Source organism: Oceanobacter sp. 1_MG-2023 (assembly GCF_030689025.1).
Taxonomy (GTDB): Bacteria; Pseudomonadota; Gammaproteobacteria; order Pseudomonadales; family Oceanobacteraceae; genus Oceanobacter.
Genome location: NZ_JAUYWA010000002.1, coordinates 161,891 through 188,219 on the forward strand (window position 1 = coordinate 161,891; position 26,329 = coordinate 188,219).

The 26,329-nt window shown below is 55.2% G+C and carries 25 protein-coding genes and 1 other RNA gene; 17 read left to right on the forward strand and 9 right to left on the reverse strand.

Going from position 1 to position 26,329, the window contains the following annotated elements:
• Window positions 1-103 precede the first annotated feature (103 nt).
• Together Q8W22_RS02100 and ubiD are read right to left on the reverse strand one after the other, a co-directional pair.
• Complete coding sequence (locus Q8W22_RS02100) at window positions 104-1,171, reverse strand: 2Fe-2S iron-sulfur cluster-binding protein (RefSeq protein ID WP_305451465.1); 1,068 nt, start codon at window positions 1,169-1,171, stop codon at window positions 104-106.
• A complete protein-coding gene (gene ubiD, locus Q8W22_RS02105) occupies window positions 1,168-2,652 on the reverse strand; it encodes a 4-hydroxy-3-polyprenylbenzoate decarboxylase (RefSeq protein ID WP_303431200.1) in 1,485 nt (494 codons plus the stop codon). Before ubiD ends, Q8W22_RS02100 begins: the two co-directional genes overlap by 4 nt.
• Window positions 2,653-2,850: 198 nt before the next feature.
• On the opposite strand from ubiD, the gene Q8W22_RS02110 reads away from it, so the two are divergent.
• The 8 genes from Q8W22_RS02110 to Q8W22_RS02145 all read left to right on the forward strand — a co-directional run bounded on the left by Q8W22_RS02110 (window position 2,851) and on the right by Q8W22_RS02145 (window position 9,818).
• Complete coding sequence (locus Q8W22_RS02110) at window positions 2,851-3,552, forward strand: spondin domain-containing protein (RefSeq protein WP_305413582.1); 702 nt, start codon at window positions 2,851-2,853, stop codon at window positions 3,550-3,552.
• 10 nt (window positions 3,553-3,562) lie between these two features.
• Window positions 3,563-4,327 carry a spondin domain-containing protein gene (locus Q8W22_RS02115; RefSeq protein WP_305413581.1) on the forward strand — a complete coding sequence of 255 codons (765 nt, stop codon included), beginning with the start codon at window positions 3,563-3,565 and terminating at the stop codon, window positions 4,325-4,327.
• A gap of 130 nt (window positions 4,328-4,457) precedes the next feature.
• A complete protein-coding gene (locus tag Q8W22_RS02120; RefSeq protein ID WP_303431197.1) occupies window positions 4,458-5,246 on the forward strand; it encodes a response regulator transcription factor in 789 nt (262 codons plus the stop codon).
• Entirely contained in the window at window positions 5,239-6,882 is a 1,644-nt protein-coding gene (locus Q8W22_RS02125) for a cell wall metabolism sensor histidine kinase WalK (RefSeq protein WP_303431196.1), read from the forward strand. Before Q8W22_RS02120 ends, Q8W22_RS02125 begins: the two co-directional genes overlap by 8 nt.
• Window positions 6,883-6,937: 55 nt before the next feature.
• Window positions 6,938-7,330: a DUF423 domain-containing protein gene (locus tag Q8W22_RS02130; protein WP_303431195.1), complete on the forward strand. Its 393-nt coding sequence runs from the start codon at window positions 6,938-6,940 to the stop codon at window positions 7,328-7,330.
• Window positions 7,331-7,346: 16 nt separating this feature from the next.
• Window positions 7,347-8,135: a tRNA (guanosine(46)-N7)-methyltransferase TrmB gene (trmB, locus tag Q8W22_RS02135; RefSeq protein ID WP_370694158.1), complete on the forward strand. Its 789-nt coding sequence runs from the start codon at window positions 7,347-7,349 to the stop codon at window positions 8,133-8,135.
• 120 nt (window positions 8,136-8,255) lie between these two features.
• A complete protein-coding gene (locus Q8W22_RS02140; protein WP_303431194.1) occupies window positions 8,256-8,549 on the forward strand; it encodes a PA4642 family protein in 294 nt (97 codons plus the stop codon).
• 507 nt (window positions 8,550-9,056) lie between these two features.
• A complete protein-coding gene (locus tag Q8W22_RS02145; RefSeq protein ID WP_303431193.1) occupies window positions 9,057-9,818 on the forward strand; it encodes an SDR family NAD(P)-dependent oxidoreductase in 762 nt (253 codons plus the stop codon).
• 195 nt (window positions 9,819-10,013) lie between these two features.
• On the opposite strand, the gene Q8W22_RS02150 is transcribed toward Q8W22_RS02145, so the two are convergent.
• Together Q8W22_RS02150 and Q8W22_RS02155 are read right to left on the reverse strand one after the other, a co-directional pair.
• On the reverse strand, window positions 10,014-10,688 hold the full coding sequence (locus Q8W22_RS02150; RefSeq protein ID WP_305451466.1) for a TetR/AcrR family transcriptional regulator: 675 nt from the start codon (window positions 10,686-10,688) through the stop codon (window positions 10,014-10,016).
• Between the two features lie 52 nt (window positions 10,689-10,740).
• A complete protein-coding gene (locus tag Q8W22_RS02155) occupies window positions 10,741-12,024 on the reverse strand; it encodes an FAD-binding oxidoreductase (RefSeq protein WP_305451467.1) in 1,284 nt (427 codons plus the stop codon).
• Between the two features lie 264 nt (window positions 12,025-12,288).
• Here Q8W22_RS02155 and Q8W22_RS02160 point away from each other — a divergent pair, with 264 nt between their 5' ends.
• Both Q8W22_RS02160 and Q8W22_RS02165 read left to right on the forward strand, forming a co-directional pair.
• Window positions 12,289-13,635: a glutamine synthetase family protein gene (locus Q8W22_RS02160; protein ID WP_305451468.1), complete on the forward strand. Its 1,347-nt coding sequence runs from the start codon at window positions 12,289-12,291 to the stop codon at window positions 13,633-13,635.
• A 153-nt stretch (window positions 13,636-13,788) separates the two neighbouring features.
• Window positions 13,789-14,910, forward strand: a complete 1,122-nt coding sequence (locus Q8W22_RS02165; RefSeq protein ID WP_303431189.1) for a polyamine ABC transporter substrate-binding protein — start codon at window positions 13,789-13,791, stop codon at window positions 14,908-14,910.
• 137 nt (window positions 14,911-15,047) lie between these two features.
• Here the strand turns inward: Q8W22_RS02165 and typA are convergent, their stop codons facing one another.
• Window positions 15,048-16,868: a translational GTPase TypA gene (gene typA / locus Q8W22_RS02170; RefSeq protein ID WP_303431188.1), complete on the reverse strand. Its 1,821-nt coding sequence runs from the start codon at window positions 16,866-16,868 to the stop codon at window positions 15,048-15,050.
• A 381-nt stretch (window positions 16,869-17,249) separates the two neighbouring features.
• Between typA and glnA the strand changes: the two genes are divergently transcribed.
• The 3 genes from glnA to Q8W22_RS02185 all read left to right on the forward strand — a co-directional run bounded on the left by glnA (window position 17,250) and on the right by Q8W22_RS02185 (window position 20,291).
• Complete coding sequence (gene glnA / locus Q8W22_RS02175; protein ID WP_303431187.1) at window positions 17,250-18,656, forward strand: glutamate--ammonia ligase; 1,407 nt, start codon at window positions 17,250-17,252, stop codon at window positions 18,654-18,656.
• A gap of 148 nt (window positions 18,657-18,804) precedes the next feature.
• Window positions 18,805-19,806, forward strand: coding sequence for an alpha/beta hydrolase (locus Q8W22_RS02180; RefSeq protein ID WP_303431186.1), 1,002 nt, complete (start codon window positions 18,805-18,807; stop codon window positions 19,804-19,806).
• A gap of 356 nt (window positions 19,807-20,162) precedes the next feature.
• Entirely contained in the window at window positions 20,163-20,291 is a 129-nt protein-coding gene (locus tag Q8W22_RS02185) for a hypothetical protein (RefSeq protein WP_303431185.1), read from the forward strand.
• Here the strand turns inward: Q8W22_RS02185 and Q8W22_RS02190 are convergent.
• The 4 genes from Q8W22_RS02190 to Q8W22_RS02205 all read right to left on the reverse strand — a co-directional run bounded on the left by Q8W22_RS02190 (window position 20,288) and on the right by Q8W22_RS02205 (window position 21,657).
• Window positions 20,288-20,875, reverse strand: a complete 588-nt coding sequence (locus tag Q8W22_RS02190) for a 5-formyltetrahydrofolate cyclo-ligase (protein ID WP_305413567.1) — start codon at window positions 20,873-20,875, stop codon at window positions 20,288-20,290. The two genes, Q8W22_RS02185 and Q8W22_RS02190, sit on opposite strands and share 4 nt — an antisense overlap.
• Window positions 20,876-20,910: 35 nt before the next feature.
• A non-coding RNA gene (gene ssrS / locus Q8W22_RS02195) (6S RNA) lies at window positions 20,911-21,088 on the reverse strand.
• A gap of 16 nt (window positions 21,089-21,104) precedes the next feature.
• The gene (locus Q8W22_RS02200) at window positions 21,105-21,452 is read right to left on the reverse strand and encodes a cell division protein ZapA (RefSeq protein ID WP_303431182.1); all 348 of its coding nucleotides are present in this window, start codon (window positions 21,450-21,452) and stop codon (window positions 21,105-21,107) included.
• Window positions 21,442-21,657, reverse strand: coding sequence for a DUF904 domain-containing protein (locus tag Q8W22_RS02205; RefSeq protein ID WP_303431180.1), 216 nt, complete (start codon window positions 21,655-21,657; stop codon window positions 21,442-21,444). The genes Q8W22_RS02200 and Q8W22_RS02205 overlap by 11 nt, the downstream gene beginning before the upstream one ends.
• A 148-nt stretch (window positions 21,658-21,805) precedes the next feature.
• Here Q8W22_RS02205 and Q8W22_RS02210 point away from each other — a divergent pair, with 148 nt between their 5' ends.
• The 4 genes from Q8W22_RS02210 (at window position 21,806) to Q8W22_RS02225 (ending at window position 26,311) form a co-directional block, all read left to right on the forward strand.
• Window positions 21,806-22,360 (forward strand): UPF0149 family protein, encoded by a 555-nt coding sequence (locus Q8W22_RS02210; protein WP_303431179.1) that lies wholly within the window; start codon window positions 21,806-21,808, stop codon window positions 22,358-22,360.
• Between the two features lie 12 nt (window positions 22,361-22,372).
• A complete protein-coding gene (gene pepP / locus Q8W22_RS02215; protein WP_305451469.1) occupies window positions 22,373-23,698 on the forward strand; it encodes a Xaa-Pro aminopeptidase in 1,326 nt (441 codons plus the stop codon).
• A 113-nt stretch (window positions 23,699-23,811) separates the two neighbouring features.
• Window positions 23,812-25,110 carry a 2-octaprenyl-6-methoxyphenyl hydroxylase gene (gene ubiH, locus Q8W22_RS02220; protein ID WP_305413561.1) on the forward strand — a complete coding sequence of 433 codons (1,299 nt, stop codon included), beginning with the start codon at window positions 23,812-23,814 and terminating at the stop codon, window positions 25,108-25,110.
• The gene (locus tag Q8W22_RS02225) at window positions 25,100-26,311 is read left to right on the forward strand and encodes a UbiH/UbiF/VisC/COQ6 family ubiquinone biosynthesis hydroxylase (protein ID WP_303431174.1); all 1,212 of its coding nucleotides are present in this window, start codon (window positions 25,100-25,102) and stop codon (window positions 26,309-26,311) included. The genes ubiH and Q8W22_RS02225 overlap by 11 nt, the downstream gene beginning before the upstream one ends.
• Window positions 26,312-26,329 lie beyond the last annotated feature (18 nt).

Genomic DNA, 26,329 nt, shown 5'->3' on the forward strand with positions numbered 1-26,329 from the left:
GGCGATGCCTGGAAAGCCTCGCCTGGTTTGCCATCGCTGGTCGGTGATTGCCGGTCAATAACAGAACGGCGTGTATTCTCGGCTGATGTGGCTGTCTTGTCGGTCAGGCCTTGGGAGGCCGTGGCGCATAAGCCAGTACATCGGAGTGCAGATTGGTCTCGCCAAGACCCAGCGGTTCCAATTGCTCTAGAGTACCGTAGACCATATTAGGGGAACCGCAAGCAAAGACATGGACCCCGGAGAGGTCTTTGAAGTCGTGCTGTATCACCTGATAGATCCAGCCAGCCCGTCCGTGCCAGCCATCGGCCTGTTCTTCCAGTATAGGATGGAAATGCAGATTGGGATGATCATGTGCCCATTGTTGGGGTAAATCGGCCATATAGAAGCCGCCAGCGCTGCGGTTGGACCAATACAGGTGGGTTTCTTGTGCCGGAGCCAGCGCCAGAATACCTTCTGCCAGTGCCTTGATCTGGGCAAAACCGGTGCCCGCCGCAAGCAGCAGGATCGGTTTGCCAGCACAGGCCCGCAGCTGGGTGGGGGAGATAAAGCAGTCACCCATCGGCAAGGTGGCTGAAATCGTTGGCTGGGTTTGCAGCTGTTTGATCACCTGTGCGGCGGTGTCGCTGGTGTTGGCAATATGCAGCTGCAAGGCCCGTGGCTCGGAGCCGGTGAGGCTGCCCGGGGCGCTGGCAATAGAGTAGGGGATTTTCCGTTCGCTGCCGTCGGTGCCGGTGATATGTAACAGCAGATACTGGCCAGGCCAGAAATCCAGTGCCTTGCCTGCCGGAGCCAGCAGCTCAACGACATATACTTCCTCCGTCAAGGGGGTGACGGCTTGGACTTGCATGGCCAGGATAACCTGGTCTTTGCAATCCGGGTGCTGAATATTAGCCATAACAATCTGGGTATCCGTTTGAGGCATCGCTATACAACATAATACCCGATTGCTTTGATCAAGTATTTGCTGGCCAATGAGATTATTGAATTTTAGAGAGCCGGCCAGCCAACGACCAGCACAGACTTCACAGACGCCGTTTTTGCAGGCGGTTTTCATCTTGATGCCATGTTCATGAGCCGCATCCATCAGGGTCTGATCAGTGCGGCAAGGCATGGTCACCTGATTTGGTAAAAAGGTAACCGTTACCGTGGTGACGGGTTGCACACTGTTCACTGGCTGTCGTCCATGGGGTCAAGACCGAGTTCCGACCAGATTTCATCAATATGGGCAACCACCTCTGGGTCTTTGACGATCGGTGTGCCCCATTCCCGGGTGGTTTCACCGGGCCACTTGTTGGTGGCGTCCATTCCCATTTTGGACCCCAGACCAGAGACCGGCGAAGCAAAGTCGAGGTAATCGATAGGCGTGTTCTCGATCAGGGTGGTATCCCGTGCCGGGTCCATACGGGTGGTAATCGCCCAGATCACGTCTTGCCAGTCGCGGGTATTGACGTCGTCATCCACCACGATGACAAACTTGGTGTACATGAATTGCCGCAAAAACGACCATACCCCCATCATTACGCGCTTGGCGTGACCCGGGTACTGCTTTTTCATGCTGACAATGGCCATACGGTAGGAACAGCCTTCCGGAGGCAAATAGAAGTCGACGATTTCCGGAAACTGCTTTTGCAGAATCGGCACAAACACCTCGTTCAGGGCAACACCCAGAATGGCGGGTTCATCCGGTGGCCGACCGGTGTAGGTGCTGTGATAAATCGGATCGCGGCGGTGGGTAATACGCTCGACAGTGAATACCGGGAACTGATCCACCTCGTTGTAGTAACCGGTGTGGTCACCGTACGGCCCTTCCGGGGCCATGTCACCAGCATGGATCACGCCTTCCAGCACAATCTCGGCACTGGCGGGCACCAATAGCTCATTCCCAATACTCTTCACCAGCTCGGTTTTGCTGTCGCGCAGCAGTCCGGCAAATGCGTATTCACTCAGGGTATCGGGCACCGGAGTGACTGCACCCAGAATCGTGGCCGGGTCGGCCCCCAGTGCGACAGTGACGGGAAACGGCTCGCCGGGATGGGCTTTTTGCCATTCCAGAAAATCCAGCGCCCCGCCTCGATGACTGAGCCAGCGCATAATGACCCTGTTCTTGCCGATAACCTGCTGGCGATAAATGCCAAGATTATGGCGTTCCTTGTGTGGGCCTTTGGTGATCACCAGGGGCCAGGTAATCAGCGGTGCGGCGTCTCCGGGCCAGCAATGCATCACCGGAATCTTGCCCAGATCCACGTCTTCACCTTCGATGACCACCTGCTGACAGGGGGCCTTTTTAATCACGCTTGGGCCCATGGTTAATACTTTCTTGAAGATCGGCAGCTTTTCCCAGGCGTCCTTCATGCCCTTGGGTGGCTCCGGCTCCTTCAGAAAAGCCAGCAGCTTGCCGACCTCCCGCAGTGCTGCAACTGAGTTCTCGCCCATACCCATGGCGACCCGCTTGGGGGTACCAAACAGATTGGCCAGCACTGGCATTTCGTAACCTTTGGGGTTTTCAAACAGCAGTGCCGGGCCTTCTGCCCGTAATACCCGGTCGGCGATTTCGGTCATTTCCAGATGGGGATCGACGGGGTAGCGGATGCGCTTGAGCTCACCCTGCTTTTCGAGTTGGTCAATAAAGTCACGAAGGTCGTTGTATTTCACGCGGCTGCCTCACTTTCAGGAAGAGGCATGATAGCAACGGGGCGGGTTGATGAGCCAATAGGCTGTGATACTTCTGTGATAACCCGGACGACTCCGTAACACTTCCGGGAGGACTGCAACCGGCTCCAGGCATCATTCTGAACGGGTTGTTCAGCAGGCTGTTGGCAGGCTGCGAACCCTAACCCAATGATGGAGAGCATGATGATGAATTTACGTACAACGCTGCTGGCCGCCGCCATAAGCACTCTGGCGACCCCGGCAATGGCAGCCGACCTGACCGTAGAAATCACCAACCTGACGCGTGGAATTGCCTTTACGCCGTTGCTGGTAGCTGGTCACGATGCCGATACGGCGCTGTTTATGCCGGGTGAAGCGGCCAGTGCCAACCTGCAAAAAATGGCTGAAGGTGGTGATATCAGCGGCTTGTCGGCGGATGTAACCGGTGCCGGTGGTGTCATCGTCGACAATCCAGCCGCCGGGTTGTTGCTGGCAGGACAGTCAGCCAGCACAGATATCGACACCGGTATGAATACCCAACTGTCGATTGTGGCCATGATGCTGCCCACTAACGACGGCTTTGTTGCTCTCAACAGCCTTGAGATTCCAACACTGGCGGGGACCTATTACTACGACCTCAACGGCTATGACGCCGGTACCGAAGCCAATGATGAAATGCGGGGCAGCGGAGCACCGGGCGAAGCCGGATTCCCGGTTCCTGAACCTCTGGATGCCAGCATTGGCATGTCGGCAACAGGCATTGCCGCAGTAGCGGAAGAATTTGTTCATATTCACCGCAATGTGCTGGGCGACAGCGATCTCGGTGGTGGTGTCAGTGATATCGATTCAACAGTACACCGCTGGTTGAACCCGGTGGCCCGTGTGACCTTGACGGTCAAGTGAGGTGATTAAGATGATTCTGATACGCAAGCATGCCGGCCTGGTGCCGGTCTTGGCCAGCGCGGTGCTCTTGAGCGGTTGTTTGGCTGATGACGATAACAACAGCAGTAACAGCGCGAGCGACGCTGAACAAACCAGCAACAAAACCTTTGCCGTCACCGTGACCAATGCCACGGCCGGGCAACCCCTGTCGCCACTGGCGGTGGTGGCACATGGGGCCGGTTATCACACCTTGGTGACCGGCACGGCCGCCAGTATTGAGCTGGAGCAATTGGCCGAAGGTGGCGATAACAGCGCCTTGCTGGCCGCTGCCAACAGCAACCCGGCGGTGTACAGCAGCCAGAGCGGCGAGGGGGTCGTTGTGCCGGGCGGTACGGCAACGCTGACCATAACGCTGGATGGCATAAGTGTAGACAGCATGGGCGCCATGGATGAGAGCATCTTGCTGAGTATTACCAGCATGCTGGTGAATACCAATGATGGGGTGATTGCTGCCTCTGCGCTGGACGTGACGCAGCTGGCAGTGGGGTCATCGCTTCAGGTAACGGCCAACAGCTACGACGCTGGCACCGAAGCCAATACCGAATCGTCGACGACCATTCCTGGCCCGGCTGCCGGTGGCGAAGGGTTTAATGCCAGTCGAGATGATCGGCAAGACCAGGTGACGCTGCATGCCGGTGTGGTCACGCAGGACGATGGCCTGGCCAGCTCGGCACTGACGCACGTCCATCGTTGGGATAACCCTGTGGCCTTGATCACCGTGACCCGGACAGAGTGAATCCGGACAGAGTGAATCCGGATATCTCGGTGTGACGCATGTCCGGGCAGCCGCCGACAGGTTTTGTAAGAACCCGAGGCTGCGCGCGACCAAGGAAACAAGGAAAACAGCCACCGCCCGGAGACCCGCCATGCCTGCGCCACTCACTTCCGCCACTGACCCGACGACGCCCGCCGGAGCCACTGAACGTGGCCTGGTCTCGGCCTCTGCGGCGCTGGCCCATCGTATTCTGGTGATTGAGGATGAACCCGATATTGCCAATTTACTGGCCTTGCATTTACGCCAGCAGTACCACCATGTGCAGGTAACTCACGATGGTCAAGCCGGGTTTGAACTGGCCTGCCAACAGGACTGGAGCCTGATTGTGCTGGATTTACATTTGCCGGGAAAAGACGGCCTGGAAATCTGTCGTGACCTGCGCGGTCGGGGTCACACCGTACCTGTGCTGATGCTGACCAGCCGTTCCAGTGAAATGGACCGGGTGCTGGGGCTGGAAATGGGAGCCGACGACTACTTGCTAAAACCCTTCAGTGTGATTGAGCTGATGGCCCGCATCAAAGCCATCTTGCGCCGGGTACAAACCGAGCGGGCCGGTCGGGAGCCGACCGCGTCAGTGGATGAACTGGTCAGCCAGTCGCACCGTCTGGTGCTGAACCTGCGCCAGCATCGCATCAGCAAGGCGGGCAAGGTGCTCGACCTGACGGGTAAGGAATTCGACCTGCTCAGCTATTTTATGCAGCATCCGGAAGATGCCTTCTCCCGCGCCCATTTGTTAAACCGCATCTGGGGGCAAGGGCAAGAAGGCTACGAACACACGGTCAACACTCACATCAATCGTCTGCGTGCCAAAATCGAAGACGACCCGACCCGGCCCCGCATTATTGTGACTGTTTGGGGGGTGGGGTATCGCCTTGGATAAGCCGGATCATACGTACCGCCATCCGCTGAACCCGAAACCCTCCAGCCGGGTGATGGCACTCGGGGGCCGTCTGTTTACCCGGCTGGCATTGGCGTTGCTGCTGATTCTGGTGATGCTGGGCACCTTGCTGCTGGGACTGTCGGGCTATATGAGCCAGAACCACAGTCTGAATGTGTTGCAACAGCTGAACCAGCCGGTCGCCGGTTATGTGACGCGACAACAGCCGCTGCTGGATGCAGCCGGCGTGGTGGACGAGCAAGCCCTCGACCAGTTGGCCGGGCATGCCATGGTGCTGAACCCTGCCCTGGAAATCTACTTGCTGGACGCCAACGGCCAGATCCTTGGTCATCGTCTGCCGCCTGACCAGGTGCATTTGCAGCGCGTGGCGCTGGCTCCGATTCAACAGTATCTGCAACCAAACGCCCGTTACCCTGTGCTGGGCGATGATCCCAGTAATCCGCAGCAGCGCAACATCTTCTCCGTGGCCGCTATTCCGGCATCTCCAGCCTCCATACTGACCGCCAGCAGCGGCGATGCTGACGCCAGCGGAGCCAGACCACTCGGTTATGTTTACGCCGTTATTGGGGGCCAGCATTACCGGCAGTTGCATGAGTCGGTTTTTTCCAGCTACACCTTTACGCTGGGCAGCTGGCTGATGGTCGGCAGTATTGTCACTGCCGTACTGGTGGGGTTGTGGATATTTTTTGTGCTGACCCGGCGGCTGACCCGCTTGCGGCAAGCTGTCTTGCGTTACAACCTGCTCTACCCTGATATGTCGGTGATGCAGCCATTGCTGCAAAAAACACCGCAGCCGTCGGATGAAATTGGCCAGTTGACTCTCGCTTTCCAGCAGATGGCGGCACATATTCAACAGCAGTTCAGCCGGGTGCAGGCACTCGACAGCAACCGGCGGGAACTGATTGCCAATGTGTCCCACGATTTACGCACCCCGCTGGCCAGTATTCAGGGGTATATCGAAACGGCCTTGCTCAGGTTGCACGACGGCCCGCAGCAAGCGGAGTTGCGAGGCTACCTGGACATTGCCAGCCAGCAGAGTCAGCGGTTGTCGCAACTGATTAACGAGTTGTTTGAACTGTCGCTGTTACAGGCCGACAACGCCGAGCCCAATAGCGAACCGTTTTCCTTGCTGGAACTGGCCCATGACTGTTTGCAGGAATTTCGCCTGAAAGCGCAACAGCAAGGCGTCGAACTGGATTTGCAAGGCCAGCAGCACGACAGTTATGTGGTGGCAGATATCGCCATGATACAACGGGTACTGCAAAACCTGATCGACAATGCCTTGCGCCACACGTCATCCGGCGGCTCGGTGGTGTTGCAGATCCAGGCGCTTGAGGGTGCCACCCGGATTGAAATCCGCGATACCGGTATTGGCATCCAGCAGCACGATATTCCACATATTTTTGAGCGCTATTATCAGGCCAGCCGCTCGCAAACCATGGCCTCAACCCCCACAGGGCAGGCCAAGCGACAAGGCAGTGGCCTCGGGCTGGCGATCGTCAAACGCATTCTGGAATTGCATCAAAGCCGTATCGATGTGGAATCGGTACCAGGAACGGGCACCTGCTTCCGTTTTGAACTGGCCAACTCATTGCCAGCCCGGGAAGCTACCCTGTGACGTAACGCCATGCCTCCTCTATAATGCGCCATTGTTTTTCCGACGGAGCCGAACCATGCAGGCACGAACCACCCTGATGCTGGCCGCTATTGCCGGATTCCTGGGCGTAGCGCTCGGTGCTTTTGGTGCCCATGGCCTGAAACCCCTGCTGTCGGCACCAATGATGACGGTGTATCAGACCGCCGTTGACTACCATCTGCTGCACGCCGCTGTGTTGCTGGGTCTGGGGGTTTGGCAACTGCACCAGCCGCAGGTCTGGCTCAATCGGGCGGCGCTGTTTATGGTGGCCGGACTGCTGCTGTTTTGCGGCAGCCTGTACGCCATGGTGCTGCTGGATTTGCGCATGCTGGGCATGATTACCCCGATTGGCGGCGTTAGCTGGCTGATTGGCTGGGGCTTGTTGTTTATCGCGGCCCGTTCGATGACGACTTCTACTTCCATTGATTAACGTTAGGCATTCCTGAGTGACAGAACACGAGTCCAACAACCTGAACGACCATCTTCCGGCCGATGCCGCCACTGCCTTGCCTGAAGAGGATGAAGTCGCGGCGGAACAAGCAACGGCGGACGACAAACCCGTTTATCGCCGGGGTATCAAAAGCTTTGTGATCCGCGCTGGCCGCCTGACCAAAGGGCAAGAGCTGGCACTGGAGCGCAAGTGGGCTGAGTGGGGGCTGGAGCTGGCCGATGGCCCGATTGTTCCGGCGAATGTGTTTGGCCGTGATGCCCACACCGTGCTGGAAATCGGCTACGGCATGGGTCAGTCACTGGTGGCTATGGCCGCTGCGGCACCAGAGAAGAACTTTATCGGTGTTGAAGTGCATTTGCCCGGTGTCGGCTCGCTGCTCAACCTGGCAGAAGAAGCCGGTGTCACCAATGTGCGCAGTTACAAGGACGACGCCATCGAGGTTCTGAAGCTGATTCCGGATAACAGCATTGATACGGTGCAGCTGTTTTTCCCTGATCCGTGGCACAAGAAAAAACACCACAAACGCCGGATCGTACAAACCGGATTTGTCCAGACCCTGCGCCGTATTCTCAAGCCCGGTGGCATCTTCCATATGGCTACCGACTGGGAAAACTACATGGAGCACATGATCGAGGTGATGGATGCACAGGCGGGTTATGACAATATCGCCGGCCCTGGCCAGTGTGTTGAGCGCCCGGATGACCGACCACTGACGCGGTTTGAAAAACGCGGTCAGGGTAAAGGCCATGGTGTCTGGGATATGAAATACCGCAAGATTGACTGATCGTTGATCGCCCACGATCATCACTCAGGTCGATAATCCGGCGGCACCAATAATGCCGCCCCCGACTTACTATTTGATAACGTCTGGCCGCTGATTGCCGACGTCCGACGGAGCATACTGATGCAAAAGAAAGACAAAGAAAAAGTATTTGGTGGTGACTGGAGCGAAGACCAGTTGAGCACCTTTCTTGACGTTCCCAGCTACGATGGTGACAGTGCCGATTATATCGGTGCCATCCGCGCCTATCGTTATATGGTGCCTGGTACCTTTGCCCAGTATATCGAGTTGTTCAAGGCCAAAGGTCACGACCTGAATGCCACCAATGCTGCTGGTGAAACCATTCTGGCGACCATCAGCCAGCATAAACAAGGCGCAGAATATGCCGAGATCCTGAAGGATGCCGGAGCTGTCTGATCATGGTGATCAACCTGAGTGAACGATGTGCCAGCTGATTGGCTGTCGGCCGGTTCGGTCACTCGGGTCTGAATGGATTGTATTCAACTATCGGCCGTTAGCTGGATGTCAGCGTCGTCGGTAGTGTTCCCACTGTTATTTTCCCATCCCCGGGTGCTTGTTATCGCCGGATATCGCGGTTGATTATCTGGTGTCTGCTCTCGCTCTTGTTCTCGCTCTCTGTTTGTCACTACATCGGCACCAGACCGTCCAGATAACGGACGTTATCGGCACTAATGGCTGTATGCCGTACGTGCTTGCTCAACTTCAGTGGTCAGGCTGTACCGGTGAGGTAGCGAGGTAGCGTAGTAGTTAAGTAGTGAAGTTAGGTAAAAGATAATTGAACCTGTCGCAGCACCACACCACCCAAAACAGACGCGTAATTGGTGCCATTTGGATACTTCTCAGCACGGAGTCTCCAGTAGATACTAATGCTCTCTATAGATGACATAAAACGGATGTGAATGCATGAAAACGATACTGATAACAGGTGCCACATCGGGTATTGGACTGGCTGCGGCACAGCACATCAGGCAGCAGGGCCATCGAGTGCTGATCACCGGCAGGAGGCCGGAGCGTCTGGAGGTTGCACTGACGGCTCTTAACGGGACAGATCAAGATCACAAGCAGCAGGATACACCTGCGGCTCGTGGTTATTGCTGTGACCAGACAGACGTAACGGCGATCACACAACTGTCGGAATTGCTGTTGGCAGAACGGTACCAGCTGGACGCCCTGATCCTGAATGCCGGTATCTTTTTGCCACAAGCCTTTGAGTCCTTTACAACAACAAACCTGCAGCAGCAATTAAACAGCAACCTGCTGGGGCCATTACAGACCTTGTATGAATTGCTGCCGGTATTGAACAACCCGGCGAGTGTGGTGCTGGTCTCGAGCATTGTGGCGGACAAGGCCTTTGCCAATTGTACGGCCTATGCCGCCAGCAAGGCTGCACTGGAAGGGGCCATGGGCCCATTAAATCTGGAGTTGGCCAGCCGTGGTATACGGGTTAACTGTTTGCGACCGGGCATTACATTAACCGAAATCCAGTCCAAGGCCGGGATGAATGAGGAAGCGTTGGCACAGCTGACGGAAAATATGAAATCCACACTGGCCGGACGCATCCTGCAGCCAGACGATATGGTGGCAGCACTGGAATATCTGGCGTTGGGTGGCAGTAGTGCGGTCAGAGGGCTGAAGTTGCAGGTGGATGGCGGTTATTGCCTGTGATCCCGTTGTGTCTGGTCGGTAGCTTGCCGCGATGGCTGATGGCTGATTGATGGTAGATGGCTGATCGAAAGTGGCCAGGCTGATAATTAAGACGCCCCTGAACGGCTTAACCGCGGAGCAACCGATGCCGTTTCGACAGCCATTACCAGTCTCGACCCTGTTTGTTTTCACGTGGAACAATGCCAACACCTGAGGCTACAGGGTCGGGTGCCCAGCGGGCAAGTGATGCTGTAACAAGGCATGCAGACACAGGTGTAAATCATCCAGTGTCCGCCGCGCCCGTTGTGGGTTCTGGTGTACGACCACCAGAAATACGCTGTGGCTGACCTCCAGATAAAGCCGCCCCAGCCGTTCACGTTCGCGAATATGGCTCTGGATTCCCATACGTTTGAATATCACCGCCATATGATGGATCACCAGGTCGTCGTGTTGTTCATCCAACTGGCGTAACTCGGGGACCGAAAACATGGCTTGCACCAGCGTCAGTACGGCCTTCTGGCGTTTGTAGACTTTTAAATGGCGCTCCAGTACCTTGTTGAGTAACTGTTCCAGCGGCAGGGTTTCAACCGGTAGCTGGGCAATACCGAGCAAGGCTTGCTCGACATCTTCGAGCCAGCGTTGGCCCATGGCATACAGAATGGCGTGCTTGTTGGGAAAGTAGTGATACAGCGAACCTACCGAAATCCCCACCGCTTTGGCAATCAGAATGGTGCTAAGGTCATCCAGTCCCACTGTTTCCAGCAGTTCAGCCGTGATATCAATGATCTCCCGTGAGCGTTTGCGTGAGCGCCGTTGCATCGGCTCGCTGCGAGGTTGCAGGTTTTGCTGACGCTGTGAACGGGGGTTGGCAGGGGCTGGTTCATCACTCATTGGTGCAGGGGTTCCTCGTCGATAGTGATCCGGGCAACAGGCTCAATATGGATCAGAAAAAGCGGTCGCGCAGGGAATAATACAGCATTCCAGCCACCAGTCCGGGCCAGCGCAACAGGGTACCACCGGGAAAGCTTGGCGTCGGCACCGCGGCAAACTGATCAAAACCCTGGGCTGACCCGGCGAGGGCATCGGCCATCAGCTTGCCACCCAGGGTGGCAAGAGCAACGCCGTGACCGGAATAACCATGGGCAACAAACAGACTTTGATCCACGCGCTCAAAGTGTGGCATACGGTTCAGGGTAATGGCGAGGGTACCACCCCAGCCGTAGTCGATACGGTACTGTGCCAGCTCAGGGTACAAGGCCAGCATATGCTGCTGCACAAAGGCGCGAATATCGCTGGGGAAGCGCGAGGTATAGGTTTCGCCACCCCCCCACAGCAAACGGTTGTCACCCGATAAACGAAAATAATTGATGACAAAGCGGGAGTCTGCCACCGCTACATCGGCGCGATTAATCCGTTGGACGAGGTGGTCCGGGAGCGGCTCGGTGGCGAGAATAAAATTGTTGATGGGCATGATCTTGCCCGCAATGCGTTTTTCCAGAGGCCCGAGATAGCCATTGCACGCCAGCAATATATATTGGCAGGAGACGTTGCCCGCGCTGGTACTTACCTGGGTTGTTCGGCCCGATTGATAGTCTGTTACCCGGCTGTGTTCATACAGCTGGACACCGGCTTGCTCGGCGGCAGTCGCCAGCCCCAGCGCGTAATTCAGCGGGTGCAGGTGCAGGGCATTGGTGAAATGTTCTCCACCGTAATAACGCTCGGTACCCAGCATCTCCTGTACATCGGCGGGCTTGATGTAAGCCACGTCCTGATAACCCAGGACCTCCTGTTTATAGGCTACTGCGGCTTCAATGTCGGCGCTGTGACCCGGTTTGGCGGCGACATGTAACACGCCATGTTTAAGATCACAGTCAATCTGATGCTTGTTGATGAGTGTTCTGACCAGTTCGACCGAATCCAGCGACATCTGCCACAAGGCGTCCGCTGTGGGGCGGCCGACTTTTGCAGCCAGATCCTCATGCGCCATATTCAGGCCTTGGCAAACCTGGCCACCGTTGCGGCCAGAAGCACCCCAGCCGATTGATTCCGCCTCCAGCAAGGCGACCGACAAGCCGTGTTCGCGCAGCTGCAGTGCTGCCGACAAGCCAGTGTAACCACCACCAATGACACACACATCGGCCTTGATGTCCCCTTTCAGTGAGGGGTAGGCGCTGACACGATTGGCACTGGCGCGATAGTAGCTGCCGCGATCTGATTGTGTGTGCATGGTCTTGCTCCAGCTGTCGGATGATCTGTCTGGCGCTACCGTAGCACAATAAAACCCGAATGATAATTCGGGTTTTATTGTGCTGACAAAATCGCCAAATTGAGCAATTATCGAGCAGGTTGCGTTGCTCTTGCGGGCTTTTTGACATAGCCTTAAACCGAATTATTGTTCGGTTTGAAGATGAAGATCAAACACGAATCGTTATCCTACCGACGCTGGTTAATTGGCCAGCACAACCAGAACCTACTGCAGGACAGGTGAATTATGGAAGCCGTCGAACGCTTTCTGAAAGAAAATGGCATTACTGAAGTTGAGTCTACTTTTCCCGATATGACGGGTAATGCCAGAGGCAAGTTTTATCCTACGCGCAAATTCCTGACCGAAAATGGCGGTCATATTCCGGAATGTTTACTGGTACAAACGGTGAACGGAGAGTGGGCCGACAATCACTATGATCTGGTCGATCCGGCGGATAAAGACATGCTGCTGGTGCCGGACCCATCGACGTTGCGTATTGTGCCCTGGGCCGATGAACCCACTGCCCTGGTGATTAACGACTGTTATACCTCCGATGGTAAACACCACCCGCTATCAAGTCGCTCGGTACTGCGCCGGGTCTTGGCACTGTATGAAAAAGAAGGCTGGCGACCGATTATTGCGCCAGAGGTCGAGTTTTACTTGGTACAGAAAAACAGTGATCCGGATTACGAACTGAAACCAGCCATGGGCCGTTCCGGCCGTCGTGAAAACGCGCGCCAGTCTTACAGTATTGATGCGGTAAACGAGTTTAACCCGGTGATCGACACCCTGTACGCCTACTGCGACGAGTTGGGTCTGGATGTGGATACCCTGATTCATGAATCAGGGGCCGCACAAATGGAAATCAACTTCCTGCATGGTGATGCCATGAGCCTGGCAGACCAGGTATATATCTTTAAACGTGCATTACGTGAAGCGGCCCTGAAACACGATATGTACGCCACTTTTATGGCCAAGCCGATGCAAAGTGAGCCAGGCAGCTCGATGCATATCCATCAAAGCCTGCTCGATGCCAATACGGGCAAGAATATCTTTGCCGGAGAAGGGGATGAGCTGTTCTCAGCAACCTTTTATCACTATGTTGGCGGTTTGCAGAAATTTACCCCGGCGGCGATTCCTTTTTATGCCCCTAATGTGAATTCCTACCGCCGTTTTGTGCCGGAAATCGCTGCGCCGGTTAATTTCAAATGGGGAATCGATAATCGCACGGCAGGATTACGTGCCCCCAAGGCTCCCAAGGATGCCACCCGAATTGAAAACCGCTTTGCCGGGTCAGACTGCAACCCGTATCTGGCCATCGCGGCCAGTCTGGCGTGTGGTTATCTGGGGATGAAACTGGGTATCAAGGCGGAAGCCCCGGTCGAGGCGCTGGCGGCTCATGAAGGGGATCTGGTAGCGGTCTCACGTACACTGGAAGAAGCCTTGCGCTTGCTGGAAGAATGTCCAGAATTGCAAGAAGTGATCGGAGAGCACTTTGTTAAGGGATATATCGGCGTCAAGCGTGCTGAATTTGAAACCTTCAACAAGGTAATCAGCTCCTGGGAGAGAGAGTTTCTGCTGATGACGGTCTAACGAACGTTTCATCGGTGTTGTTCGATAATAGATAGAGCGACGACGTAACGCTCGAAAATGTAGTTCTCGATGCATTAACGCTGGATGAAGTATCCGTAAACCAAGGCAGGGCCATCAGGTTCTGTCCCTTATTCATACAAGGGAGATCACGATATGACGTACGTAACCCGGTCACGCCTGCCACTATTGTCAGCCACTATGCTGATAGGGCTTTCTGGTTTGACACCGCTTGCCCAGGCAGAAGGCGTACTGAACTTTTATAACTGGTCTGACTATATTGGTGAAGAAACCATCGCCAATTTTGAGCAGGAAACCGGTATCAAGGTGAACTACGATGTGTACGACAGCAACGAAACCCTGGAGGGCAAGTTGCTGGCGGGTAATACCGGTTATGACCTGGTGGTACCGACGTCGAACTTTATGGCATTGCAAATCAAGGCGGGTATTTTTCGCAAGCTGGATAAAAGCCAGCTGCCGAATCTGAAAAACCTGGATGCTTCCTTGTTAACGTCATTGCAGAAAAAAGATCCGGGCAACCAATATGGCGTGCCGTATTTATGGGGTACCACCGGGATTGGTTACAACCCGGCGATGGTTGCCGAAGTGTTGGGCGAAGAGGCTCCCGTCGATAGCTGGGAGCTGGTATTCAACCCCAAATACATGGAAAAACTGGCTGACTGCGGCGTTTCCTTTATGGATTCCTCCGATGAAATGTATCCGTTTGTGATGTTGTATAACGGCGATGACCCAAACAGCACCGACAAGAAATACTTCAGCGACGATGCCAGAGCGACCCAAACCCTGAAAGCGGTACGGCCCTACGTCAAACAGTTCACGTCATCCCAGTACATCAGCGATCTGGCAAATGGTGACAGTTGTGTTGCTGTCGGTTACTCCGGTGATGTGTTTCAGGCAGCCTATAACGCTGAAGAAGCAGACAACGGTGTTGAAGTGGTCTACAGCATTCCGAAAGAAGGCTCGGAAGTCTGGTTTGATATGCTGTTGATTCCGGCGGATGCCAAAAACGCCGAGAATGCCCACAAATTCATCAACTATCTGTTGCGCCCGGAAGTGATTGCGGAAGTAACCGATTATGTCTGGTACGCCAATCCGAACACCGCTGCAACGACACTGATTGATCCTGAGATTGCCGCTGATCCGGCGATTTATCCGACTCCCGATGTGTTGGAGAAGCTGTTTGTCAGTAACGAAGAAGACCCTAAAGTGGCACGTATCCGTAACCGCAGCTGGGCCAATATCAAAGCCGGACGTTAACGGCGAGAACAAGCGGCAAAGGAAAGCCAGCAAGTTATAGAACCGCAGCCACAAAAAAGCCCGTTTGAGTTTCCTCAAACGGGCTTTTTATCGTTCAGTCTGGCGCATAAACCGGCATTTGAAGGCCGGTTATGAGATCAGGCTGTTTTTTTCGGCTTGGAGCGCTTGCGTTCATTTTCAGTCAGCAATTTCTTGCGCAGACGAATGCTGGTAGGAGTCACTTCGACCAGTTCATCTTCTTCGATGAATTCCAGAGCCTGTTCCAGCGTGTGACGGACTGGAGGGGTCAGGTTAATGGCTTCATCAGTACCGGAAGCACGGACGTTGGTCAGCTGCTTGGCCTTGGTCGGGTTAACCACCAGGTCGTTGTCGCGGCTGTGCAGACCAATGATCATGCCTTCGTAGACTTCCAGGCTTGGGGCTACAAACAGGCGACCACGCTCTTGCAGGGTGAACAGGGCATAGCCCAGTACCTTGCCCGGTACCATGGAGACCAGTACGCCGTTGTGGCGAGTAGAACCCAGGCTGCTGAGCACAGGACCGTAGTGATCAAACACGTTGGTCAGGATGCCGGAGCCAGAGGTCATGGTCATGAACTGCGAACGGAAGCCGATCAGGCCCCGTGCTGGCATGATGAACTCAAGACGGGTGCGACCCTTGCCATCCGGTACCATATTGGTCATCTCGGCGCGACGGTTGCCCATCTCTTCCATGATGGAACCCTGGTGCTCGTCTTCAACGTCGATAACCACTTGTTCGTATGGTTCTTGCAGCTCGCCGTCGACGATTTTCTGGACCACTTCGGGCTTGCCGATGGCCATTTCGAAGCCTTCGCGACGCATGGTTTCAATCAGTACCGACAAATGCAGCTCGCCACGACCAGAAACCTTGAACTTCTCAGGGCTGTCGCCCGGCTCAACACGTAATGCCACGTTGTGGATCAGCTCTTTGTCGAGACGGTCCTTGATATTACGTGAAGTAACGTACTTGCCTTCTTTACCGGCGAACGGTGAGTCATTGACCTGGAAGGTCATGCTGACTGTTGGTTCGTCGACGGTCAGGGCAGGCAGGGCTTCAACATGACCGACCGCACACAGGGTATCGGAAATGTTCAGGCCTTCAATACCGGAAACACAGACGATGTCACCAGCGGAGGCTTCTTCAACGGCAACCCGGTTCAGACCGTGGAAACCTTTTACTTCCAGCAAGCGGCCCTTGCGGATCTTGCCTTCAGCAGAAATCAGCTGAATGTCAGTACCTGGCTTGAGCTTGCCGCGGGAGATACGGCCAACACCGATAACACCGACGAAGCTGTCGTAGTCCAGTGCCGAGATTTGCATCTGGAACGGGCCATCAAGATCGACAGGTGGCGGGGTTACATGGTCGACGATCATCTGGAACAGTGGCGTCATGTCTTCGGCCATATCATCCGGATCTGTACCGGCGATACCGTTCAGGGCGGAGGCGTAGATAACCGGGAAGTCGAGCTGTTCATCGGTGGCACCGAGACGGTCGAACAGATCAAAGATCTCGTCCATTACCCAGTCAGGGCGAGCGCCAGGGCGGTCGATCTTGTTGATCACCACGATAGGACGCAGGCCACGCTCAAACGCTTTTTGGGTAACAAAACGGGTTTGTGGCATCGGGCCGTCGACGGCATCGACGAGCAGGCAGACGGAATCTACCATGGACATCACACGCTCAACCTCGCCACCGAAGTCGGCGTGTCCTGGTGTGTCGACGATGTTGATTCGGTAGTCGTTCCAGCGAATAGCAGTGTTTTTCGCCAGAATGGTAATACCGCGTTCTTTTTCCTGATCATTCGAGTCCATGACTCGCTCGCCACCTTGGTCTTTACGATCCAGGGTGCCGGATTGCTCCAGCAGTTTATCGACCAGGGTAGTTTTACCGTGGTCAACGTGAGCAATAATGGCGATGTTTCTGAGATTGTCGATCACAACAAAAGCCTTGGTTAAAGTTTGTGCAAAATTGGCGGCCGATTATACCTGACTTCGGATCGATGCGTGATGTCAATTTCATTATAAGAAAAGCGCTATTAATGTAGGCGTGGATATTGGAAACTGGTTGTATGAACCTCTAACGGGCACGCAGTCTGACTGGGGTCATATAAAATCAAGCAAAATGCACCAATATGGATCTATTTTGCTTGTAAGGCACCTGAAGTGTGCAAAAAAGACGATTGTGGGATCGGATATACCCTGAATACCGTGAGGTTTTCTGCATGCCTCTAAATGGCACGCGAATTGCTCCTTTTTCGGGCATGGTAGCAGGGGCTGGACCCCATTATCGGATATGAAACAGCATCTGGAGATAAGTAAATGTCAGAGAACACTCTGAATCTGATCAAAGAAAATGACGTTAAGTGGGTTGACCTGCGTTTTACCGATTCCAAAGGTAAAGAGCAGCATGTAACCATTCCTGCCAGCTATGTCGACGAAGAATTCTTCGAAAATGGCCAGATGTTTGATGGCTCATCCATCTCCGGCTGGAAAGGCATCAACGAATCCGACATGATCTTGATGCCGGATGACACCACGCCTTTCATGGATCCCTTCACTGAAGATGCAACGCTGGTTCTGCGTTGCGACATTATTGAGCCTAGCACCATGCAAGGCTATGAGCGCGATCCCCGTTCTGTAGCCAAGCGCGCTGAAGAATACCTGAAGTCTACTGGTCTGGGTGATACTGCCTTCTTTGGTCCAGAGCCAGAATTCTTCATGTTTGATGATGTTCGCTGGGGTCAGGACATGACCGGCAACTTCTACAAAATCAATTCTGACGAAGGTGCCTGGGCAACTGAAGCCGTTACCGAAGGCGGCAACCTGGGTCACCGTCCACGCGTCAAGGGCGGTTACTTCCCTGTTCCTCCAGTCGACAGCCACCACGACATCCGTGCTGCCATGTGTAACACCATGATGGCTATTGGTCTGGACGTTGAAGTACATCACCACGAAGTAGCAAACGCCGGCCAGAACGAAATCGGTGTTAAATTCAACACGCTGGTGAAAAAAGCCGACGAAGTGCAAATGATGAAATACATCGTGCACAACGTTGCCGCTGCTTATGGCAAAACAGCTACTTTCATGCCGAAGCCAATCGTTGGTGACAACGGTTCCGGTATGCACGTGCACCAGTCTTTCTGGAAAGATGGCGAAAACCAGTTTGCCGGTGACGTTTATGCAGGACTGAGCGAAACAGCTCTGTACTACATTGGCGGTATCATCAAGCACGCCAAAGCGTTGAACGCGTTCACCAACCCGTCAACCAACTCCTACAAGCGTCTGATTCCTGGATTCGAGGCCCCGGTCATGCTGGCATACTCTGCCCGTAACCGTTCTGCTTCTATCCGTATTCCTTACGTTGCGTCTCCTAAAGGCAAGCGTATCGAAGCACGTTTCCCTGATCCGACTGCCAACCCATACCTGGCATTCGCAGCCATGCTGATGGCTGGCCTGGACGGCATCAAAAACAAACTGCACCCTGGCGATGCAGCAGACAAGGATCTGTACGACCTGCCTGCTGAAGAAGCCGCAGCTATCCCACAAGTGTGTGGCAGCCTGCGTGAAGCCCTGGACAGCCTGAAAGCTGACAGCGACTTCCTGACAGCTGGTGGTGTATTCACTGAAGATATGATCGAAGCTTACGTCGACCTGAAAATGGAAGATGTTTACCGCGTTGAACATACCACTCACCCGGTTGAGTTCGATATGTACTACTCCGTTTAATCTTCGGATGAACGGGTTGTCATAAGGAAAGGTCGCTTCGGCGGCCTTTTTTTGTGGCTTACTATTGTTGTTTGCAGCCGCCACCAAATAAAGACATGGCGCTATGGCTGCTGAGGACTATGGTGTTAGACGCAAGAGGATCGGCGTGGTGAAAACAACCAAAGAATTATGGAATTCATATCCGCTCCGGAATGCCCTGCCTGACTGGCGTATCCGTTGGCAGCCGTCGGCTCCTGAGGCATTGACACAGGCGTATCGGCAGTATTATCGGTTACCCGATGTTGAAGCCGGACAGCACCGCATGGGCAAGCTGGAAAGTGCCGGTTTTGATATTGCGCTGCAGTACTGGGTTTGTCCTGACGCGGTGGCCAATCTTATTCTGGTGCACGGCTATTATGACCATGTCGGGCTGTATGGCAGCCTGATTGGATTTTGCCGGGCCCAGCGCCTGAACCTGGTGGCATTCGACTTGCCGGGGCATGGCTTGTCGAGTGGTGAGGCAGCCAGAATCGACGATTTTGATCAGTATGAAACCGTGTTTGCCGATGTGTTCCAGCAGGCTGAACAGCAGCTGCCGGCGTTGCCCTGGCTGGCTGCCGGTCAGAGTACCGGGGGAGCGATTCTGGCCAGCTATCTGCTCAAGCGCCACCCGGTAGCCGGTCAGTCCGGGCCGTTGCTGGTCTGGCTGCTGGCCCCGTTGTTACGGCCAGCGGGATGGCGCAGCGGCCGCTGGATACATACGCTGGTACACCGTTTTGTCGCCCGGGTGCCGAGACGTTTTGTGCTGAACGGTAATAATCGGGTATTTGCTGAATTTGTTGCCAGTAGTGACCCCCTGCAATCCCGTTATTTGAGTGTCCATTGGGTGACGGCACTCAAGCGTTGGCTCGGCTGGATCGAGCGGCGATCACCGTTTGATTATCCGGTACGCATGATTCAGGGGACGGCGGATCAGACCGTTGACTGGCGTTACAATATTCCGGCCTATCAGCGGTTGTTCCCGGCGTTAATGTTGAGCCGCATCGTCGGTGCTCATCACCACCTGGTGAATGAATCTCCGGAACGATTGGGGAACGTATACGAGGTGATGCGGTCAGATTTGAGTGCTGTGTTGGCTGCTCAGGAGACGGCTTCCAAAACAGGGCAATGAGCTGCTCTTTTTTAAGAGCAGTGCCATAAAAAGAAGCAGGCCGGCGAAATATATCGGGGAACAGCCTGCCATACGCAGATTATCTGACGGATGATAGATTTGATTTTCGACCTCAAATGGTGCAATAACAGCTTTTCTTGCCTGGTGGGTCGGTCTTTCAGAAAATGAGCGCACTGATTTTGGCGTCATTGCTCAAAACAGAAGGGCAATTCTGGTGCTATTCATACTTTGGTCACTACTTGTGACTAAAGTGGCAGAAATGTTGCTCAAAGACAGACAAAGTAGCTATATGTCTGCCTGGTGTCATCTTGGTAGGCCATACGTATAAAAGTAGATTTTTGCTGGAGTCACTTTCAATGAAGAAGCCAGATTTACTGGTCTTTGTAGGATTGGTTGTTATTTTGGGTGCTGCCATTACTGGCATGACAATCGATGAGAATCAACGTCCGTCTGCCGTCCTGGCATCGGAACATACTATTCGCTAACTGGCTGGCACCCATCGTAGTGCGGTATCGGTAGCAATAGCAGATAAAGGAATATCCCAGGCTTCAGCAGGAAGCGTAGCAAGACACTGAAACTCATGGGCGCAGCCTATGAGCTTTGGGTGCTTGCCTGCGCGCTGAGTAAAGGCCAGCGAGCGGTCGTAAAAGCCGCCACCCATCCCCATACGATTGCCATGCAGGTCAAACGCAACCAGTGGCAAGCAGATAACAGACAAGAATCTTGCCTGGCAGCGTTTGCCGTAGCGAAAATCCGGCTCTGCGATACCAAAGCGGTTGTTGCTCATGCGTGTGCCTGGCTGATAACGGATAAACGCCAGTTCGCCGCGACGTAGCGGATGCAAGCTGGGCAGATAGACTTCCTTGCCCATTCGGATCAGCTGCTTGATGATCTGCTCCGGGTTGATTTCACCATCATTCACCAGATACAGCGCGATTCTCCGGGCAGCCAGCAGGGCACCCGGCTGTAATAACGAGCGTTGCAGGCCTCGTGCTGCCTGGCGTTGCTGTTGCGCTGTCAGGGAGCGACGCTGCAAGCGCATGGCCTTGCGAATTTGAGGTTTGTTCATAGGGACAGGAATACAGGATGTAAGCAAATCAGAAAGGAGGCCCGCCGCACCGCTGTCGGAAAAAGGCCTTGAACCCAATGGTTCAAGGTGGTGGGTTCTTCACTGAATCAGGCTTTCCGGAAACCGGACATGCGCACAACAGCGACTGGAACCCTCCGGGGTTGTGGACATCGGCTCGAGGTCTTTGTCGACTGGCCAATGCGGCAGGAGCTGGCGAGTATATCAGAGATCAGGAGTTCTGCGAAAAGTCTGCGGCAGAATGCTCGTTTTCACGTTGTGCGGAGAGATTCAGCGCAGTGTCCAGCCGATTATTCAGGTCATCAAAAATAGTCGCCTGTTGCTGCAGCTCGTGTTGTGTTTCGAGTAACTGATGGGCAATGTTCAGCGCCGCGATCACCGCAATCCGGTCGGTACCCGGCAAGGTACCGGAGGACGACGTCGAATTCTTGATTTCAGCCATCTTCTGGTCGAGCAGGTGCGCGGCATCACGCAGCTGCTGTTCGGCCCCGGCAGGGCAGTTGATCCGGTATTCCCGGTCCAGAATCGTGAGACTCAGGGTTCTGGGGTCATTGGCCACAGTTGCGCTCCAGCACTTGCAATTTTTGTATCATTTCATGAACCTTGCGGCGTGCCGCTTCGTTTTGCTGTACCAGTCTGGTCCGTTCAGACTGCCAGTTCGCTTCTTCAGCACGCATGCGCTGGTTTTCTTCGTACAGTTCCTGATGGATGTCGAGCAGTTTCAGGATACGCTGCTGCAGGCTGTGCAAGTCATTTGCTGGCATAACATTCTTCTGGTTCAGGGCTGGACTGGGGCTACTACTATAAGAGCCGTCCAAGTGGCTGGTCAATCCGACTGTCGACTCCAGTGAAAGCGGGCAACCTGCACGATGGCAATGTTAGAATAAACAGATTGATTATATAGAGGTTGTTATGAAATTTGACTTTGCCAGTGCAGCGGATATCTGGCTTGAAGCCCGTTGTTACCAATCCCCGTCGGCTTTGCACGGCTGGTTGAGTGGTTATCTGGCCAGTGGTTCCCGCCTGACACCGAAACAATGGCTGGCAGAAGCCATGGATTACCTGGAACTGGAAATGGCTCCAGAGCCGCCACTGTCCGATATGTTGCCAGAATTCTATGACTGGGTGCTGGCTGTGATTGGTGCGGAAGAAATGGCCTACAGCCCGTTATTACCCAGTGACGAAGATGCTGATGTCGCCGAGCAGGTCGAATGCCTGGCGGAATGGAGCAAAGGTTTCCTCGATGGCTTTGGGGCTTCCGAGCGCTCTGCCGGGCAGTTACCGGAAGATGTCGTGGAAGTCTTGCGTGATCTGGATGCCTTTTCCCAGGCCGAGGTTGACGACCTGGACGATGCCGCCAACGAAGGCATGTACCTTGATCTGTCCGAGCACGCCCGGGTGGCGGCCCTGACGGTGTTTTACAACATGAACCGCTCGGCTGGTTCGTCATCCACAACCCTGCATTGATCCGGAGGTGATATGAAACTGGAAGCATCCGAATACGCTCGTCGTCGTCAGCAACTGATGGCGCAAATGAGTGATAACAGCATCGCGATTATTCCATCGTCTCCGGTGCATGTGCGCAACCGGGACGTGGAATACCTGTTTCGCCAGGACAGCGATTTTTATTACCTCAGCGGCTTTGACGAAGAACACGCCGTGCTGGTGCTGATTCCGGGGCGGGAATATGGCGAATACGTTTTGTTCTGCCAGGAAAAAATCAAGGAACAGGAAATCTGGACGGGTCGCCGGGTAGGGCCAGAAGCCGCGCTGGAGCGACTGGGAGCCGATGATGCCTTTCCGATCACCGATATCGACGACATCCTGCCTGGCCTGATTGAAGGCCGGGACAAGATTTACGCCAATCTGGGCGTCAGCCCGGACTTCGACAACCAGCTAATGGGATGGGTCAACCATATCAAATCCCAGGTGCGTAACGGCTCACGGCCACCACGGGAATTCAGCGGCCTGGATCATATCCTGCACGAAATGCGGCTGATCAAATCCGAGGCCGAAATCGACCTGATGCGACAAGCAGCAGCAATCAGCGCCAATGCCCACTGTCGGGCCATGCAAATGGTTGAGCCGGGGATGTATGAATATCAGCTGGATGCCGAAATCATGCGTACCTTTATGGCTGCTGGCAGTCGTTGGCCGGCCTATCCTTCGATTGTCGGCAGTGGTGAAAACGCCTGCATCCTGCACTACACCCGTAACGATGCGCAGATTCAGGACGGTGATCTGATTCTGATTGATGCCGGTTGTGAACTGGACTATTACGCCTCTGATATTACCCGCACCTTCCCGGCCAATGGCCATTTCAGTGCAGAACAAAAAGCCCTGTATAACCTGGTGCTGGATTCCCAATACGCCGCCATGGACTGGATCAAGGCTGGCAATCGCTGGAATGATCCACACGATGCCGCAGTAACCGTGCTGGTCGAAGGATTGCTGGCACTCGGCTTATTGTCCGGTGATCCGGATGAGATTCTGGCCTCCGGTGAATACCGCCGTTTCTATATGCACAAAACCGGACACTGGCTCGGTATGGACGTACACGATGTGGGGGAATACCGCATCGACGGCGAGCCAAGACGACTGGAAAACGGCATGGTGATGACCGTCGAGCCAGGATTGTATGTGGCACCAGACGATGAAACCGTCGAGGCGCGCTGGCGCGGCATCGGTATCCGCATCGAGGACGACGTGGTTGTACGTGTCGATGGCTGTGATGTACTGACGGCTGGAGTGCCGAAAACCGTTGAGGAAATAGAAGCACTGGTTCAGGGCGGGTTGACTGACTGAGGGCAATGCCCGGTGTGTTTTTCTTGCCTTGGCGGGCGCTAATCGTGACAGGCTCTTGACCCTGCCGCGAGCCACCCGTCAGAGTGTCACCTGCTGAACAAAGAGCGTTATCCATGACCGAACCTGCCTTATCTTCCCCTGCCTTTGACCTGGTGATTCTCGGTGCTGGCATGACCGGCGCCAGCCTGGTGCACCTGCTGCAGCCTGCGCTGGATGACGGTCTGCGCATTGCGTTGATCGATCGCCAGCAGATTCGCTGGACTGCCGACATACTGGAGAGACCGCCCAGTTTTGATGGTCGTGCCACGGCGCTGGCCTGGGGATCACGGCAGTTATTGGAACGTATGGGGTGCTGGTCGGCGGTGGCGGACCGGGCCTGTGCGATTGAACATATTCAGGTATCGGACCGTGGCCGCTTTGGGCAAACCCATCTACACGCCAGCGAGCAGGGCACCGAAGCATTGGGCTATATCGTTGAAAACGCGGTATTGGGGCGGGCACTGCTGCAAGGGCTGGATTCCTGCCCGAATGTCACCCTGTTGTCCGATACCGAGGTAACGCAAGTTACCATGACCGCCACCGGTAGCCAGCTGACCCTGGCCGATGGCAAGACCCTCACCACGGCGCTTTTGGTCATGGCCGATGGTGGCCGCTCCGGTCTGGCGCAACAGCTGGGAATTCGGCATCAGCGTGAAGACTATGGCCGCATGGCACTGGTAACCCAGGTTGAAATGGATCGCGAGCATCAGCACTGGGCTTATGAACGCTTCAGTGACCATGGCCCGGTGGCCTTGCTGCCGTTACAGCAGCGCCACTTTGCGGTGGTCTGGACTCTGCCCCCTGATGATTGTGAACGTATTATGGCGTTGCCAGATGCCTTGTTTGCCGAGCAGTTACAACAGCAGGTCGGCTATCGCAGCGGCCGTATTCTGCGGGTTGGCGAACGCTTCAGTTACCCGCTGGCACTGGTGCGCAGTGGCGAACAGGTACGCCGGGGCCTGGTGTTGCTGGGGAATGCTGCTCACAGCCTGCATCCGGTGGCCGGACAAGGCTTTAACCTGGCATTAAGAGATACCGCCGCGCTGGCGGCCCGTGTACTGGAAAGCTGGTCGATGAAGCGACCGTTAGGTGATCTCACCGTATTGCTGGAATACGCCCAGCAGCAACAGCAGGATCAGGCCAATACCATTCTGGCCAGTGACCTGTTGCCCAGAGTGTTTTCCCACCCCGGCACCTTGACGGCGCTGGGTCGTGGTGCCGGACTGCTGGCGCTGGCCAGCCTGACGGTGCCGCGACGGTTATTGGCACGTCACGCCATGGGGCTGGGCCAGCCTGCGCCCCGGTTTGGTTTGCCGCCAACCCCAAAACCTGACAATTTATCTTCCCGGTCGGAGTCTGCTGATGCGTTATGACGTGGTAATTATTGGTGCCGGGCTGGTCGGACAATCCCTGGCGGCCGCTTTGGCACAGGGTAATCCGCAGCTGGCTATTGCTCTGGTTGATCCGGCGTTGGCGTCCGCAGCGGAGCTTCCGGCGGTATTGCCCACGGAGGGGCTGGATGGATTTGATCTGCGGGTGAGTGCCTTGACCGCGCGCAGCCAGAATTTTCTGACCGATATCGGCGCCTGGCAATGGATTCGCTCACAACGGTGTCAGCCTTACACGCATATGACGGTGTGGGATGCAGAAGGCACCGGTGAAGTGAATTTTGATGCTGCCGATTTGCACGTTCCTTGCCTTGGCCACATCGTTGAAAATCGCGAAACCCTGGCCGGGTTGCGGCAGCAGCTGGCCTCGTGCCCGGCGGTGACCCAGATCGCGCAGCCGGTGCAATATCTCGACAGCCGTCAGTCCGACGGCCTGACGCCCGTAGTGCTGGCGCAGGGGGATACCTTGCTGGCGGCACTGGTGGTCGGAGCCGATGGCGCGCATTCCCGGGTGCGGCAGTGGGTTGGATTACCAACGCGGGAATGGGATTACCAGCATCAGGCGCTGGTGGCGACCGTCGCCATGGAGAAACCGTTGGCGGCCACCGCCTGGCAGCGCTTTCGGCCACAGGGACCACTGGCCTTGTTGCCTATGCCAACCAATCCGCATCTGGCTTCGATTGTCTGGTCTACCAGTGACGATGAGGCCAATGCGCTGATGGCGCTGTCGGACGAGGCTTTTGGTCACGCCCTGGCCGAAGCCTTCGAGCAGCGATTGGGAACCGTTACCGGGTGTTCTCAACGGGCCGCGATTCCTTTGCGCCAGCGCCATGCCCGCCGTTACTGGCAAGACGGTGTAGTGCTGGCGGGGGATGCCGCACACACCATTCATCCGTTGGCCGGACAGGGCGTCAACCTCGGTTTCAAGGACGTGGAAGTGCTGGCCGCTGAAGTACTGACGGCTGTTGCACGTGGCATCTCTCCCGGACACGATCAGGTGCTGGCCCGTTATCAGCGTCGACGTCAGGCCGATAACCTCGCGACCATGGCGGCGATGGAAGGCTTCAAGCGTCTGTTTGCTGCTGATGCGCCACTGGTGCGATTACTGCGTAACGTCGGAATGAACCGGTTTGACCGGCTGTTACCCGTCAAGCAGCACGCCATGATGCAGGCAATGGGCCTGTAGCTCCATTTGGTGTGCTGG